At 41.1% G+C, this 15,619-nt stretch carries 13 protein-coding genes and 4 tRNA genes; 6 read left to right on the top strand and 11 right to left on the bottom strand.

Annotated elements, in window-relative coordinates; all coding sequences use genetic code 11:
* Positions 1–67 precede the first annotated feature (67 nt).
* On the bottom strand, positions 68–2,149 hold the full coding sequence (locus ACYVIL_RS12130) for a S8 family peptidase (protein WP_460312594.1): 2,082 nt from the start codon (positions 2,147–2,149) through the stop codon (positions 68–70).
* A 484-nt stretch (positions 2,150–2,633) separates the two neighbouring features.
* On the opposite strand from ACYVIL_RS12130, the gene gspC reads away from it, so the two are divergent.
* Complete coding sequence (gspC, locus tag ACYVIL_RS12125; protein ID WP_303474428.1) at positions 2,634–3,452, top strand: type II secretion system protein GspC; 819 nt, start codon at positions 2,634–2,636, stop codon at positions 3,450–3,452.
* 249 nt (positions 3,453–3,701) lie between these two features.
* On the opposite strand, the gene ACYVIL_RS12120 is transcribed toward gspC, so the two are convergent.
* From ACYVIL_RS12120 to ACYVIL_RS12095, 6 genes are all read right to left on the bottom strand, one after another.
* Positions 3,702–3,786: transfer RNA gene (locus tag ACYVIL_RS12120), tRNA-Leu, on the bottom strand.
* A 3-nt stretch (positions 3,787–3,789) separates the two neighbouring features.
* Positions 3,790–3,865: transfer RNA gene (locus tag ACYVIL_RS12115), tRNA-His, on the bottom strand.
* A 137-nt stretch (positions 3,866–4,002) separates the two neighbouring features.
* Positions 4,003–4,079 (bottom strand) — tRNA-Arg (locus ACYVIL_RS12110).
* Between the two features lie 25 nt (positions 4,080–4,104).
* A tRNA-Pro gene (locus ACYVIL_RS12105) sits at positions 4,105–4,181 on the bottom strand.
* A 186-nt stretch (positions 4,182–4,367) separates the two neighbouring features.
* Complete coding sequence (locus tag ACYVIL_RS12100) at positions 4,368–4,628, bottom strand: DUF5062 family protein (protein WP_303474429.1); 261 nt, start codon at positions 4,626–4,628, stop codon at positions 4,368–4,370.
* A 67-nt stretch (positions 4,629–4,695) separates the two neighbouring features.
* Entirely contained in the window at positions 4,696–5,322 is a 627-nt protein-coding gene (locus tag ACYVIL_RS12095) for a hypothetical protein (RefSeq protein WP_303474430.1), read from the bottom strand.
* A 208-nt stretch (positions 5,323–5,530) separates the two neighbouring features.
* On the opposite strand from ACYVIL_RS12095, the gene folD reads away from it, so the two are divergent.
* Positions 5,531–6,385: a bifunctional methylenetetrahydrofolate dehydrogenase/methenyltetrahydrofolate cyclohydrolase FolD gene (gene folD, locus ACYVIL_RS12090; protein ID WP_303474431.1), complete on the top strand. Its 855-nt coding sequence runs from the start codon at positions 5,531–5,533 to the stop codon at positions 6,383–6,385.
* A complete protein-coding gene (locus tag ACYVIL_RS12085) occupies positions 6,385–6,948 on the top strand; it encodes a DUF1415 domain-containing protein (protein WP_303474432.1) in 564 nt (187 codons plus the stop codon). Before folD ends, ACYVIL_RS12085 begins: the two co-directional genes overlap by 1 nt.
* A gap of 100 nt (positions 6,949–7,048) precedes the next feature.
* Here ACYVIL_RS12085 and ACYVIL_RS12080 read toward each other — a convergent pair whose 3' ends face one another.
* From ACYVIL_RS12080 to ACYVIL_RS12065, 4 genes are read right to left on the bottom strand one after another with little or no spacing between them, the layout of a single operon-like run.
* On the bottom strand, positions 7,049–8,065 hold the full coding sequence (locus ACYVIL_RS12080) for a DUF4340 domain-containing protein (protein WP_460312593.1): 1,017 nt from the start codon (positions 8,063–8,065) through the stop codon (positions 7,049–7,051).
* The gene (locus ACYVIL_RS12075; protein WP_460312592.1) at positions 8,058–9,923 is read right to left on the bottom strand and encodes a GldG family protein; all 1,866 of its coding nucleotides are present in this window, start codon (positions 9,921–9,923) and stop codon (positions 8,058–8,060) included. The genes ACYVIL_RS12080 and ACYVIL_RS12075 overlap by 8 nt, the downstream gene beginning before the upstream one ends.
* A 4-nt stretch (positions 9,924–9,927) precedes the next feature.
* On the bottom strand, positions 9,928–10,662 hold the full coding sequence (locus ACYVIL_RS12070) for an ABC transporter permease subunit (protein ID WP_460312591.1): 735 nt from the start codon (positions 10,660–10,662) through the stop codon (positions 9,928–9,930).
* Complete coding sequence (locus ACYVIL_RS12065) at positions 10,662–11,585, bottom strand: ABC transporter ATP-binding protein (RefSeq protein ID WP_460312590.1); 924 nt, start codon at positions 11,583–11,585, stop codon at positions 10,662–10,664. Before ACYVIL_RS12065 ends, ACYVIL_RS12070 begins: the two co-directional genes overlap by 1 nt.
* A gap of 381 nt (positions 11,586–11,966) precedes the next feature.
* On the opposite strand from ACYVIL_RS12065, the gene tsaA reads away from it, so the two are divergent.
* The 3 genes from tsaA to ACYVIL_RS12050 all read left to right on the top strand — a co-directional run bounded on the left by tsaA (position 11,967) and on the right by ACYVIL_RS12050 (position 15,585).
* Complete coding sequence (gene tsaA, locus ACYVIL_RS12060) at positions 11,967–12,692, top strand: tRNA (N6-threonylcarbamoyladenosine(37)-N6)-methyltransferase TrmO (protein ID WP_460312589.1); 726 nt, start codon at positions 11,967–11,969, stop codon at positions 12,690–12,692.
* Positions 12,693–12,849: 157 nt separating this feature from the next.
* Positions 12,850–14,565, top strand: a complete 1,716-nt coding sequence (locus ACYVIL_RS12055) for a proline--tRNA ligase (RefSeq protein WP_460312588.1) — start codon at positions 12,850–12,852, stop codon at positions 14,563–14,565.
* A 180-nt stretch (positions 14,566–14,745) separates the two neighbouring features.
* Positions 14,746–15,585, top strand: a complete 840-nt coding sequence (locus ACYVIL_RS12050; protein WP_460312587.1) for an MBL fold metallo-hydrolase — start codon at positions 14,746–14,748, stop codon at positions 15,583–15,585.
* The last annotated feature ends 34 nt before the right edge of the window (positions 15,586–15,619 follow it).

Here is a 15,619-nt window from a genome sequence, read left to right as displayed (position 1 = left end):
GCTAAGCTGCATTCAAAGAATGCAGCTTAGCTTTGGTTGTTAATTATAGATTTAGGGACAGATTAGATTAATCCAGCTCAACTTCTAGAAGCTTGTTGGTCTCTTCATCATCGTTTACCACTGATTCATCTAACAACGCTTGATCTACAGACTCAATAGACATGTTGCCATCCCAAATTGAACCTTCAATGGAAGTTAATGCATCCCAAATGGAACCTTCAATCGATGATAAACCATCCCAAAGTGAACCTTCAATCGCTGTAGTACCATCCCATATGGACCCTTCAAGACTGGATAAGCCATCCCAAATCGATCCCTCAAGTGAGGTTGTTCCATCCCAAATCGAACCTTCTAACACTGAGAATCCGTCCCAGATGGACCCTTCGAGAATTGTCGAACCATCCCAGATTGAACCTTCAATAGCTGTAGTTCCGTCCCAAATTGAACCTTGAATTGAAGTAGAACCATCCCAAATCGAACCCTGAAGAGCTGTTTTTCCATCCCAGAGTGATCCTTCAATTGAACTTAATCCGTCCCAAATTGAACCTTCAATTCTACTAGTAGAGTCCCAAATTGAACCTTCTATTGTACTGCTACCGTCCCAAATAGACCCTTCTGCTACAAATTCACCATTGTTAAGGGCTAATAACAACTGACCTTGCTCAGTCACACGAGCTGGGCCTTTGAAGTGTGCCACTCCATTGAGATCAGCTTCAAGATCTAAACCAACGTTGGCGCAACCAAAAGCGTCACTGGTCACCGCTGCATAGGCATTAATTAAGCCAGCACCTTGAGTGAAAGGTCCGTAATTTTCACCCGTAGCAGGGTCTTTTACCGCTGTAGCGGAATCAATTAAGCGACATTTCACATCATCAGGGGACAAACGAGAGTTGTACTGCAGCATAAGTGCAATCGTACCCGTTACCACAGCTGCGGCTTGTGAAGTACCAGACACCAGGTGGTAATCCTCACCTGTTTCAGACTCTACAAAATTTTTGTTTTTCAACAAGCTTTTGTTCATTTTAGAAGCGATATGCCCACCAAAAGCAACAATTTCAGGTTTAACAAAGCCTTCTACTGAGGGGCCTTTTGATGAGAAGGTAGTCATACGATCATCGCTATAATCGTCAGGTGTATAACTATCTGTCAGTGCGCCAACAGTAATAATGTAAGGATTATTTCCAGGTACGGTCACAGTCGCATAATCCGAGCCTGTATTACCTACTGAAGTTACAACAACAATACCTGCGTCCCATAAGCGCATTACTGCTTGGTTAATCGGGTCACTCCAATAGTTTGATTGTACACTTGCCCCCATAGATAAATTCAATACACGGATACGATAGCGATTACGGTTCTGATAAATATAGTTTAATCCATCTAACACATCGGTATAGCTACCATTACCTGAAGCATCAAAGGCTTTAACTGACAACAAATACACATCCGGAGCAATACCGTTAAATTTACCTTCATCCGTTTTGAGACTACTGGCAATAATACCCGTAACATGGCTTCCGTGACCATTTTGATCATCGTTTAAAGCCCGTGTCTTTTTACTTTTAATTGCATCATACTTATAAAACGCGCGTGAACGTTCATATTGATTCTGTAATAGGTATTTACCTTGGCTGCCGCCCATTAACGTGCCACTGTCTAAAACAGCAACTGTTACGCCCTTTCCAGTAATTCCCTTTTCATGTAATAAATCTGCCTGTGTTTGAGTGGCAATATTATTGTCGATAGCGAATTTTTTTAATTGACCTGCAGCATTGGCTGAATTGCCATTCCCCATAGTCATCACGTTTCTATCTGCAGTAACCTGTATACCAGAAATACTGGCTAGTTCATCGGCCTGCTTAACAGATAAGTAGGCACTAATAGCATTGATAATTGGAAATTCTCGCGAAACTGCACCGCCGACGCGCTCAACTGCGGATACCAAAGCATCACGGCCCAACCCTTGTAATATGTAGGCTTGTTCTTTTGCTACGTTTTGGCTTACTACCATTTGTGGTGTACTGCCTGATTCAGTAAAGAAAGGCACACTGCTACTATTGGCTTGAGTTGTCAGCATCACTGCTGAAACACTGCTGATGAAGGAAAGGGCTCCAACTAACATTGTTTTCTTATCTGTAAAAAAACTCATTTTATCACTCCACTTCGGATAAATTTTAATCTCTCCACACCTAAATGCACAATGTATGCCAACTCTCAATTTCAAATTAACTTGTTGTATTTAAATGATTTTTACAATCATCGACCAAAGACGACTTAAAATATGAATAACAAACTTAAAATATGAATAACAAACTTAAAATATGAATTAAAATAAAAACCAATGGTCATAATTTAAGTCACATATATTAGTCTAATTAAATTACCTTTTCATTTTAGAAACCCAAAGTAATCTATGTTGTTTTGCGTAAACCTAGGTAGTGCGGTCAAACCAGACTGAAACTATCCATGACTTAGCTAAATATCAGCAAAACCTGCTAGGTTGAGTGGTTTTAAGAAAAGAGCAGAAATGAACGTTAGTGGATTAAAACGAGGATTAAATTAAGCATTGAGAACAGGGCTAGTGATGGGTATCCTGCTGATATGACACAATATCAAACTCACGAGCTGACCCCATGAGTAATAGTAAATTAATCCTCTCTTTCCTTTGCATTGCAATAGCCGTGTTGTGCTATGTCATGTTTGGTCCATCTGATCACGAACCAGTTGAACTTTCAGAGGAAGTCAAAGGTGAGTTGTTAAATACATCTGACAACTCCGATATGGAGCAGTTACCCAATGCTGAGACAGCAACACCCGAAGTCGATTTGCAAGGCTTACCAGCCAGTCCTCTGAATATTTCTTTAATAGGAGTTGTGGCAAGTGATGAGGAAATGGAGGCCTCAGCAACCATCCAATCTCGTTTACAAGTTCGTACTTATTTTGTTAATGATCAAATCGCATACACTAACGCAGTAATACAAGAAATTAGAAACGATAGGGTTATATTGTTAAATGAAGGGCAGCGAGAAGTATTATTACTCAGGGGCACGGTATCTGAAGAAAATAATCTAGCAGCAAACACAAGCAAGAATCTGACTGAAGGATATGATCAAAATACTCACCCTCAGGACGTTGCCAAATCCATTGGTAACCGACCTAAACTACTGGAGCATATCATCACTATTTCACCTTTTGATCGCAATGACCCATCTGCTGGTTTTAATGTGCTCCCAGGTTTGAATCCTAAACTATATCGAAACGCAAAATTTAAAGAAGGCGACGTACTACAAAAGATTAACGGTAACGATATTACCACTGATGAGGGGCTGGAGGCCGTTCAAACCTTATTACCCACAGCTCAAACACTCATGTTTAGTGTATTGCGGGGTGGTCAGGTGATTAGTTTGTATTTAGATATTCCCTCAGAAAACTTAAATATACAAAGAAATTAGAAGTTAAGGCTGATCCCCCCCGTTAATGGGATAGAGCCCACACCTGTAGCACGGTCTTTAGGCCGTGAATTTGATATCAATAAATGCAGGGCTAAAGCCACCGCCTACAGACCATGGATGTTTTGAATTTGGTTACTTAGGAATTTAACTTTGAAGATAGAGCCTCAATAGAACGAGATGAAAGCTGATCCCCCGTTAATGGGATAGAGCCTACTATTTGAATAATACTGGGAGATAGATAACTAACAATGGTGCGGAAGGAGAGACTTGAACTCTCACGCCGTGAAGCACTGGAACCTAAATCCAGCGTGTCTACCAATTCCACCACTTCCGCAAGTGGGGTGGACGATGGGGTTTGAACCCACGACCACCGGAATCACAATCCGGGGCTCTACCAACTGAGCTACGTCCACCACTGTGTTACTCTTTTTACACTAAATTATTTTTACTTGCCAGATAAATAACTATCTGCTTACTCTTTTCTACTTTTCTCAAATACACATTATTAAAAAGTATTCCCAGATATCAAATCCATATCCAACCGTTCCGCTGGCGCGTCCGGCAGGATTCGAACCTGCGACCACCCGCTTAGAAGGCGGGTGCTCTATCCAGCTGAGCTACGGACGCTCTACGAATCTGAACAAGTAAAAAATGGTCGGTGAGACAGGATTCGAACCTGCGACCCCTTGGACCCAAACCAAGTGCGCTACCAAGCTGCGCTACTCACCGAACAATCGTTGCGATAAAACCTCATCGCTTCGAGGGGGCGCATATTACCCACTTGCCCCAACCTCGTCAAATACTTTTTTAGAGATTTTTTCTAACTGGCTAATTATGAAACAATTAGTTTATAAAATATGCTTTTTAACTGTCCAGTTTAAAAATAAAAAGCAATTCATTGTAGAATCGAAAAAACTATTTTAATAACGCGTGATCTGCGGGTAATTTGTTTTTTATCCAGATGGCCAACCTATGCTTCATACTGAGTAAATCTTCTGAATCCTCTCCCAAGGAAGCAATTAATTTATCATTCACGAGTAGCCGGTAAATAATTTCAACTTTCTCTTTTTGGCCCATGGTTTCGCTAAAACCGTCAAAGCCCCGGTTCTTAGCATAGGTTTCTCCTACGCTAATGGCCATTTTAAGCAACTGCTGTTCATTTTTTATTTTTTTCAAAAATAATTCCTTAACGCCAAAGCTCAGATATTCAGATTGTTAAGATGGCTTATTCTGAGCTCTTGATTCAATCAGGGTAAAACCATATCCCATTCTTCTTCGGGGAAAAACCCAATTGCTGCAAATAGTTTTCATGTTTTAGGCTGTCTGCCTTTGCAAAAACCGCCCCATAGCCAAACTGAGTCTTTAAACGTTGTCCCTGTCCCAAAACAAAATGACCAATTCGACAATCTCGATAGGCGGGTATAACAAAATCAAAATCAACAATAAAATTATTATTTTCATCAGCATAGCCTGAAAGTAAACCCGCCACTTCCGTATTTTCCATCATAAAATAATAACGACGTTGGGTTTGCTGCATTTTTTTGAAAAAACGCGGAAAGTGGAATTCAATATCTTGACGATGGTATTCAAGGAAAAAATCCACATAATTGGAGGGCATGCTCACTTCTAATACAGAGAAATGTTGCTCGGCTTGCATTAGCATTTTACGCAAATAGACAATATTGGTGATCGCAATAAAACCATTTAAGAATGCCACAGGAGATGCCCCTATGATTATTCCATAGATGCAAAAGGAAGATGCGCCAAATAAATTGTACCAACGCAGCCTTACAATGGAATCTCGAGTAAGTGAAAACGCAATTAAAGCAGATGCACAGTAGCCAAAAATTTCTACGCCAGTGAGTTGCAAGGGTAATATCCTATTCTTGTAGTCGGTTTTAAAACCATTTCAATTAAACATAGTTTGATTATACGTGAGTTCAACGGCAATTCCTGCTTATCTAAACAATAATTGCCGCCCACCTAACAACTAAGCATAATTAATATCAACTCACGATTGCTTGGCTTAGCAAGGTTATGGGACAATATGCACAATCGAAGTTATAAAAGCCAAACACATGCCAGCACAACTGATAAATGGAAAATCAATTGCCAAACAGGTAAGAGAAAATGTTGCTTCCCAAGTAGAAGCTATAACAGCGGCAGGAAAGAGACCTCCCGGCCTTGCAGTCATTAAAGTCGGTCATGATCCAGCTTCTGGTGTATACGTTGCCAATAAACGTAAAGCCTGTGATGAAGTGGGTTTTGTTGATAAGGCCCATGATTTACCAGCTAATATTACCCAGCAACAACTGTTAGAGCTAGTTGACTCACTCAACCTGGATCCTCAAGTCGATGGAATTCTGGTGCAGTTGCCTCTGCCAGCGGGTTTAAATGCCGAAGAGGTATTAGAACGTATTCGTCCTGATAAAGATGTAGATGGATTCCACCCTTACAATATCGGTCGTTTAGTGCAACGTATGCCAGCCCTGAGGCCCTGCACACCAAAAGGTATAATGACCCTAATTGAATCAACTAAACGTCCAGCAAAAGGATTAGATGCGGTCATAGTAGGGGCATCAAATATCGTCGGGCGTCCTATGTCTCTTGAGCTACTGTTGGCGGGTTGTACAGTTACCACTTGTCATAAATTCACCCAAGATTTAAAAAGCCATGTAAAGCGTGCTGATATTCTAGTAGTCGCAGTAGGTAAAGCAGAATTTATTCCTGGTGATTGGATTAAACCTGGTGCGATTGTCATCGATGTGGGTATCAATCGACAAGCGGACGGCACCTTAGTGGGCGATGTGGAATTCGACGTCGCTAAAGAGCATGCCGGATGGATTACCCCGGTTCCTGGCGGTGTGGGCCCAATGACTGTGGCGAGTTTAATTGAAAATACCTTAGAAGCATATGTGAAGTACCGTAGCTAGTGACGGACCTAGGTGAAGAGTTTGCTAACCAAGGGATTGAAGAAACCAAAGCCTGGTTAAATCAAGTGGTTATCGGCCTTAATTTTTGCCCGTTTGCCAAGCGCGAAGTGCTACGTAATTCGATTCGCTTCACCGATTGCGATACTAAAAAATCTAAAGAGGTGCTCAGCTCTTTTGCTCAAGAAGTGCTTTGTTTAGACAAAAATGCGCAAATTGAAACCACGTTAATGATACTTACTGGCGGCTTTAAGCAATTTTTTAGTTATCTAGACATAGTAGATTTAACCCAGACCTGGTTAGATGAAAACGGCTATTCAGGTGTCTATCAAATTGCCAGCTTTCATCCTGATTATGTTTTTGAAGGGGAGCCTGAAAACTCCCCGGCAAATTACACTAATCGTTCACCCTACCCCATGTTGCACCTGCTTCGAGAAGAAGGCTTAGACAAAGCAATTCGCTCTTATAAAAACCCTGAACAAATACCACAAAACAACATCAATAAAGCGCACAATATGGGTGAAACCGCACTGAAGGCATTGCTGTTATCCTGTATGAAACCCTAAGTCTTTAGATGACCCATTAAAATACACCAAAATTACGAAGCCTCGACTTTTAGGGTTACGATTTCATTCTGAGTTTTGTTCGTCCCCCTTGCAAAATGCGCTATTGAGGCGACTCACCTTCATCAATTGGAAATTCTTGTGGCTGTTGAATTTGAGTATTTTTGTCTTCGATGAAATCGTTGTACTCTTTTTGTATTTGCCCTGCAGAAAAGCTAGACAATTGATAATTCACGTCATACCAGTACTTGCCCGCATCCCCCTCAAAGCGAACGAAAGTGGCCCCCTCGACTTCCCACAGCCAGATATTAATTATCCTGCCATCTTCTAAACCAACTTCAAACGTAGCTGTCACCGACTGAGGATCAAATACAACCTCTTCTGCTATTTTCTCAAATTTCAGATTAACCAGGTTGTCTACATAAGCACTTAAAATACTGTCATATTTAAGTTGCTCTTTTTCACCTATCTCGCTTAATTGGAACTCATCTTCTTGCTGGAAATCTTTGACAATTTCAAAACCTAAGTTCCCTTCACGGCGGACATAACTTATTTGCGTAGAGGAGATATCCAAAATAGGCTGCTTGAGCCAAGAATTTTGATCTGTTGGTAAGCTTATGACGCGATCCAATAACCATGTTTGCTTTTCCCCCACTAATCGGACGTAGGAGCCCTGCCCTAAACTCGCCCGCGAGCCAATTAGGACCTGATAAGTTTGCGAGCCTACAGCTATTTTTACCAGTGTGGCTTGACTGTCTACTGCGTTTATATCTTGCAACCCCAAGCGTGCAAAGTTTTGACTCTTGGCGGTTTTGGCTTCAAATAGTACCGCTTTTGATAAACCATCCACCAGTTCAGATAAAGCCTCTTGTTGTAGTGGGTACTCACGTTCACGGACTGGCAGTATCGTTACCCACCCATCGGCATCCTGACGAGCATCAACTAAGATTCCATTTGCATTGGCAAGATGAATTTTTTGAATCTTTTGTGCTTGTTTAGCCAGCTCAGGAAACAACTTCACTTTTTCTCCAGAAGCTTGATTTTCCCCCATTGCTAAAAAGTAGATAGCCGCCACTAAAGCAGCAATAATAACCACTAACGACATCAATTGTTTATTCATAGGGTAAACCCTCATCACCTTTAGAACGCGTCCTCATTAGCCTTGCAAGCAACATCAGAACAAGCATTAACACTATGGGAGCTACCGCAATGTTAATGAACTTCAACCAATTGCCAAGCTCCTCTATGTCTTTGTCCAATTGGTGGCGGACTTCGCGCAACGCTTTTCGGATTTCGGTACGCTTTTCAACAAATTCATCTAATGCTTGTTGCTGTTCTGGCGTCATCACCAGACCAGCGCCTTCAACTTGTTGATTTTGCAATTGCGCGAGTTGTTGTTCCGTCTCATCCAATTGTTGCTGCAAAAGCTGCTCTTGCTCTCGGAACTTGCGCTCTGCTTCTACTTTTAATGCATCTACAGTGTTAAACGGACGCGCGAAAGTGCCTCGGCTGCGAATACTGATAAGCGCATCACTGCCACTCAAATTCTCTACCGCATTGGTAACAAAATCGCCATTATTGGCAAAAGGTGTATAAACCGTTTCCCCAAAGAAATTGGCCTGCTGTACCCAGAATCGGTCAGCCAACAAGTCTGTATCTCCCACCACAATGACATTTATTTGATGAGTAGAAGACATGTGTGTGCTATCAAGTGTGACGTCATCTGGCGCTTGCTTGTATGCCGAAGACGCTCTGCCTTGTAATCTTGCAGCCAATACGTGGTTTCGATTTTGGTTTTTAAACTCCCTTGCCAACGCATTGGGATCTTGCAACGACGAATACGTAAACACGTCCATAAAACCAGAATTTGCTGAAGAACGCATTAAGGGGGTCCACGAAAGAGAGCTACCATTAGATTTACTGAACGTGCCAAATGAAGCTCCATTAATAATCTCCAGATTTGCAGTGGTAACATCGTCGCGGTCAAGTTGTTGAGATTGAACCCCAACAAAACCAAAGTGCCTGGCAACCCCACCATCAGCTGTACGAATATCTAACCCTAGCTCGGCATCAAGTAAAACCTGACTATCATCGAACTGCAGTCCCCAGGCATCAAACAAGGTCGCCAAATTCGAGCTATTTTCAGCCGATGCTCCCATACCGGCCATCATTGCCATGGGATCAGATTCATTTTTTGGATCAACAAAAGCAAGCAATTTTCCGCCGTGCATGACGAATTGATCAATGGCATACAATAGTTTCTCATTTAACGATTGAGGATGAACTAACATCAGCACATCGGTATCTTCGGGAAAGGTTTCATCACTATTTGAGATTTGTTCCACTTGATACAATTGTTGTAACTGGCTGTAAAACGTCCAAGCCGGGTCGAATTGTCCTGTCATGGGATTTTGTCCACCAGCAAGAGGTAAATCCGTCACTAAGGTTATTTTAACCGTCTCAGGTTGAGACAACTTGTGAATTAATTTACTGATTTCATACTCGAGAAATTTTTCTTTTTGTGGATCAAAGAAACCAATAGTTTCTTGATCATCTAAAGCATTGGTTGCGGCTAACCCTAAATAAACAGCATCTCCCAAATTACCCAAAGTTGCAGCAGTAAGCCCAAATTCATTGGCTTGATCTTCTGCTTCTGAAAAAGGTTCTGGATCAACAATGTGTAACTTGATTTTACCATCCGCCGCTTTTTCATATTCTCGCAACATGGTTTCCACGCGATTCGCATAATTGCGTAAAGCCGTCATGCTCTTAGATGACTTATCTGAGAAGAAGAAATACAAATTAATGGGTTCATCAATGTGAGAAACAATTTCCTTACTGCCATCAGATAAAGAATAAACCTGGTTTTCAGTCAAATCGAGGCGAAATGGACTCAACAACTGATTATTAAGTACCGTTAAAGCAAAAAATAAAACGGCCAATAAAATTAGAATTATAGAGGTGGAAAATTTACTCATACTATTAATCCGCCTTTTTACGTTCGATTATCAATAAACTGGCGTACAACCAAATTACAATTGAAATGCAGAAATAGCCTACATCATTGAGGGCAATTACCCCTTTGGCAAGTGACTCATAGTGCGTTAAAAAACTAAACGAGGCCACCGTATCAATCAACATAGATGGCGCCCAATTTTTAAATGCATCCAACACAATATTGCTACCGCTAACGACAAACAAAAAACACACAACCACTGCCAATATAAAGGCCACTACCTGATTTTTAGTCATCGCTGACATACACATTCCAATGGCTAGGAACGCACCTGACATTAACCAACTGCCAATATAAGCCGCAACTACCACCCCATTATCAGGTTCGCCGAGATAATTAATAGTTAGCCACAATGGGAAGGTAAGCAGCAGTGATAAGCCCAGGACAGCCCATGAGGCTAAGAACTTTGCTATAACTGCTTGCAAACTACTCACAGGTAAAGTCATCAACAGTTCAATACTTCCACTTTTGCGCTCTTCAGACCAAGTACGCATGGCAATTGCTGGTACTAGAAATAAATATAACCAAGGATGGAAGTTAAAAAATGGGAGTAAGTCTGCTTGTTCGCGTTCGTACAAACTCCCTATAAAAAATGCAAAAACTGCTGATAAAATCAGAAATATTGTAATAAAAACGTAAGCAACAGGCGTAGCAAAAAAGCTTGCAATTTCCCGTTTAAATAGCGTCGAGATCATGCCCATTAATCATTCCCTCCCTGTGTCAACTCTCGAAACACTTGATCAAGACGGCCCGGCTCAACATACAAGGTATCTACTGGCAAACGCCGTTCATGAATATGCTTATTTACATCGTGCAAAATATCTTTGCCCGGTTCAGTCAATAAGGTCACTTTTCCAGACGCGCGATCTGATAAAATATCAACTATGCCTGGTACATCTAGAAAACCAGAAGTATCAGATGGATAGCTCAAATGTAAGGTAATGGCATTATGATATTTGGATTTTTGGATGAGTTCTTTTGGTGTACCATTAAATTTCATCTGCCCGGCCGCAATGATCATCACTCGGTTACACAAGGCCGAAACCTCTTCAAGTATATGAGTGGAAATAATCACGATTTTATCTTTGGCAAGATTTTGTATGAGCTCACGTACCTGATGTTTCTGGTTGGGATCCAGTCCGTCTGTAGGTTCATCTAAAATCAATATCTGTGGATCATGCAACAGCGCTTGGGCTAACCCCACTCGTCGCTTAAATCCTTTAGACAAATTTTCAATGGGTTTATCTAACACCGATTGTAAATCTATTTTATTAATTACATGGCTAATGCGTTGCCGTTTTAAGTCACCTTTTAAACCGCGAATTGCGGCAATAAAATTTAAAAACTGCAAGGGTGTCATATCCCCATATGCTGGCGCACCTTCTGGCAAATAACCGATTTTTTGTTTTATTTTTTTGGCGTCTTCGTAAATTGATAAATCATCAATTAAGATGTCGCCATCATCAGGTGTGATAAATCCCGTAAGCATTTTCATAGTGGTAGATTTGCCCGCACCGTTGGGACCCAAAAATCCAACTACATCGCCTGGCTGGATATCAAAACTAAGGTGATTAACAGCGACAAAATCGCCAAAAATCTTCGTTAAATTTTTTACATAGATCATGCTATTCCCATTATGATCAGTGAGTTATCCACATTGCTATTGAATATGGTACTCAGAAAAAAGAAATCAAGAATTTACGCGAACAATTAAGAAAATTTTTTATTATAAGTAAGACGTCAGAATCTCACACTTCATTGCCAAAAAGTGTATTAAAAATGCAATCTGATGCCAATATATTTTAGAGTACCAAAAAAAAAGACCTAAACTCGGTAAAATGTTAATTTAATCCAAGTTTAAGTCTAAGGTTGGTTCGGGAAGTGAACAACTAAAGCATAACAGAAATCCTTTGTTATTGAGGTTTCAATTTAATGTCATTGTGTTGCAAAATGTGTTTCCCCCTTCCCCCACCAAAAATAAACCCCATGAAATACAAAGGTCTACATGTCTATTGAAATAAGCCCCATTGGCTATATTAACACCCCATACAAAGAGAAGTTTGCTATTCCCAGGCAGCCAGGCCTGGTAACTGCGGCCAGGGGGCAGATACATTTTTACCAAGCATTTAATTCTGCTGACTTTATTCGAGGTATCGAACAATTCAGCCACTTATGGTTAATATTTCAATTTCATCAAACTGCCAATAAATCCACCTCGCCATTGGTGCGGCCACCGAGACTTGGTGGAAATGCAAAAGTTGGCGTTTTCGCCTCCCGCAGTACACACCGTCCCAACAATCTAGGAATGAGCGCAGTAAAACTAGAAAAGATAATCAGCGAAGATGGGCAACAGAGTTTACTGATTTCAGGAATGGATCTGTTGGATAACACCCCAATTATCGATATTAAACCCTATATTCCCTACTCAGACAGTATCCCTTTAGCTGAAGCGGGTTATGGACAAACTAGACCTCAAGACTCATTAGTCGTTAAATTTTCCCAAGCTGCCAATGAGCAGTTGATTATCCACCAACCGCAATATCCACAACTAACTGTCTTGATTGAACAAATTTTAGGACAGGATCCTCGTCCTGCGTATCACAAAAATAAACCCAGTGAACGTCTATACGGAGTCACACTGTATAATTTAAACATCCAATGGCGTGTTGACGGCAAAACGTGCGTAGTAGAGCATATCAACAAAATACAAAACGAAGGGCTAGCACCTTGAGCCGTTCTCATTTTTAATTACTCAATCCCCTAAATACTCATCGCTTAATCAACGCCTTTTTTCACAACGGGGATAATATCTCTTTTGCCTTTTAGAGGGTGCTGGTAGAATGTCGTCCGTTTTCGATTTAACAGCAAAATAAGGATCTACTAAGCTGATGCGTACCAGCCAATATCTGTTATCTACCCAAAAAGAAACTCCTGCCGATGCGGAAGTCATTAGTCACAAATTGATGTTACGAGCGGGTATGGTTCGTAAGCTTGCTTCTGGCTTATATACATGGCTGCCAAGTGGATTACGTGTGCTTAATAAAGTGGCTGATATTGTTCGCCAAGAAATGAACAAAGCTGGGGCAATTGAAATGTTAATGCCTGTTGTTCAACCTGCTGATCTATGGCAAGAAAGTGGCCGATGGGATGAATACGGTCCTGAACTCCTGCGCATCAAAGATCGCCATAACCGCGATTTTGTTTTGGGTCCAACTCATGAAGAAGTTATCACCTCGTTAGTCAAAAACGAAATTAGCAGTTACAAACAATTGCCCATTAACCTTTATCAAATACAAACTAAATTTCGTGATGAAGTACGTCCTCGATTTGGCATAATGCGTGGTCGCGAATTCACCATGAAAGATGCCTACTCATTTCATACATCTGAAGAATCATTGCAACAGACTTACGATAAAATGTTTCAGGCCTACTGTAATATTTTCGAACGACTCGGTCTGGAATATCGCCCTGTAATTGCTGATTCTGGCTCCATTGGTGGTGCAGTTTCCCATGAATTTCATGTTTTAGCAGAATCAGGCGAAGACGCCATCGCATTCAGTAATGGGTCTGACTATGCGGCCAATATTGAAATGGCCGAAGCAATTTCACCCGTAACAGAAAAAGCTCCCGCTATGGCGGTTAAAACACAAGTTGCTACGCCTAATGTGAAAACCATTGAGCAAGTCTGCGAGCAATTTGACATCAGCCCAGACAAAACGGTTAAAACGCTAATCGTACTTGGTGAGCAAGATGATAAAGGTCAGCAAGGATTAGTAGCACTGGTGCTTCGCGGTGATCACACGTTAAATGACATCAAAGCCGAAAAACTTGATTCTGTCTATGCGCCTTTAACAATGGCAAACGACCAACAAATATTCCAAGACTTAAATTGTGAAACCGGTTCTATTGGGCCCCTTGAACTATCAATCCCTGTCATTGTAGATAAAAGTGCAGCCCACTTAACGGATTTTGTATGTGGGGCGAACAAAACAGGGTTCCATTTCACAGGCGCGAACTGGGATAGAGACATTGTTGACTATCAAGTTGCCGATTTGCGCAATGTTGAAGCTGGTGATCCTTCTCCCGACGGACAGGGCTCACTAGAAATCAAACGTGGTATTGAAGTTGGTCACATCTTCCAATTAGGTGATAAGTATTCCGAAGCCATGGGCTGTGGGGTGTTAAACGAGCAAGGCAAACACCAAGTATTAGCTATGGGATGTTATGGCATAGGTGTATCGAGAATTGTTGCCGCCGCCATAGAACAGAATCATGATAAATACGGCATAATTTGGCCTGAAGCTATAGCGCCTTTCAAAGTTGCATTGATCCCAATGAACATGCACAAATCCCACCGTATTCAGCAAGTAGCGGAATCACTTTATGAAGAACTCGTCGCCGCAGGAATAGATGTACTTTTTGATGATCGTAAAGAACGCCCAGGCGTGATGTTCAATGATATGGAATTAATCGGTATTCCTCACACTATTGTTATAGGTGAACGCAACCTAGACGAAGACAACGTTGAGTATAAACATAGACGTACTGGTGAAAAGCAGATAGTTAGTATCAAAGATGTTTTATCCCTATTGCAAAAACAGTAGTCAATAAATAAGAGTACCAAGATCATGCTTGGTACTCTTTTGACTAAGTTCTATTTCCATATACTTTTCAATAACTTTGAATAAGTTTACATCTTATTTTTTGAATTTCTCAGTGATAGTCTATGCTAATATTTACGCATAACAGGTTCGTGTGCACAAACGGCAAAAAAGAGATGGCATATGCAATTAACGTTTTACGGTGTTAGAGGTTCAATTCCAGCGCCGGGTCCAGAATATGTAAAATATGGTGGCAATACAGCCTGTGTGCACATTGCGTTGGATGATGGCACGGACATTATTCTAGATGCCGGAACGGGCATCAAAAACCTTGGTCAAAAATTAATATCCAAGCAATCGGATGTACATTTATTGCTAACCCACAATCATTGGGATCATATTCAAGGGTTTCCGTTCTTTGCACCTATATATCAGCCGGATAGAAACATATTCATCACCCCAGGTATGACAACATTAGATGAAAGTAATGCCATTTTAGAACAGATGTCTGGTAGTTATTTTCCGGTTCATCACAACACATTGCAATCCAATATCGAATTAAAATCAATACCAGAGGGCATCAATAGTTGGAAAATTGGCAGCGCTAAAATTTCTCGTCACCCTATGAATCACCCTGGTAGTGGAAGCTCATACTTAATAGAAGCCGATGGCGCTAAAGTGGCCTACATAACGGATAATGAACTTTATCCCCCCTACGTCAAAGAAACTGATTTTTTACAATGGGTTGAGTTTGCAATGAGTGCGGATATTATTATCCATGACGCTCAGTATATGTTATCGGATATGCCTGGAAAATCCGGTTGGGGGCACTCGGTAGCAGAAGAAGCAGTCAAGTTGGCGCTAGCTTGCAGGGCTAAACGATTAGCACTTTACAGTCATGATCATATTAGAACGGACGATGATATTGCTGCCATTGAATCCCATTGTCAGGAAGTCATAGCCATTGCAGAGGATGATCTACAAGTATTTGCTGCTGCAGAAGGAATGACCATAGTTTTCTAGAGGTAAAGTAATGTTCTTACTTTGTCGAAACCAA

It is taken from the genome of Aliiglaciecola aliphaticivorans, assembly GCF_054782055.1.
The sequence above is the reverse complement of the archived record's forward strand: the minus strand, read 5'-3'. Positions and strand labels throughout refer to the sequence as shown.

Excerpts from the sequence above, each read along its gene's own strand:
- ACYVIL_RS12130 (WP_460312594.1), bottom strand. The coding sequence starts at position 2,149 with ATGAGTTTTTTTACAGATAAGAAAACAATGTTAGTTGGAGCCCTTTCC.
- gspC (WP_303474428.1), top strand. The coding sequence starts at position 2,634 with ATGAGTAATAGTAAATTAATCCTCTCTTTCCTTTGCATTGCAATAGCC.
- folD (WP_303474431.1), top strand. The coding sequence starts at position 5,531 with ATGCCAGCACAACTGATAAATGGAAAATCAATTGCCAAACAGGTAAGA.
- ACYVIL_RS12080 (WP_460312593.1), bottom strand. The coding sequence starts at position 8,065 with ATGAATAAACAATTGATGTCGTTAGTGGTTATTATTGCTGCTTTAGTG.
- ACYVIL_RS12075 (WP_460312592.1), bottom strand. The coding sequence starts at position 9,923 with ATGAGTAAATTTTCCACCTCTATAATTCTAATTTTATTGGCCGTTTTA.
- ACYVIL_RS12070 (WP_460312591.1), bottom strand. The coding sequence starts at position 10,662 with ATGGGCATGATCTCGACGCTATTTAAACGGGAAATTGCAAGCTTTTTT.
- ACYVIL_RS12065 (WP_460312590.1), bottom strand. The coding sequence starts at position 11,585 with ATGATCTATGTAAAAAATTTAACGAAGATTTTTGGCGATTTTGTCGCT.
- tsaA (WP_460312589.1), top strand. The coding sequence starts at position 11,967 with ATGTCTATTGAAATAAGCCCCATTGGCTATATTAACACCCCATACAAA.
- ACYVIL_RS12055 (WP_460312588.1), top strand. The coding sequence starts at position 12,850 with ATGCGTACCAGCCAATATCTGTTATCTACCCAAAAAGAAACTCCTGCC.
- ACYVIL_RS12050 (WP_460312587.1), top strand. The coding sequence starts at position 14,746 with ATGCAATTAACGTTTTACGGTGTTAGAGGTTCAATTCCAGCGCCGGGT.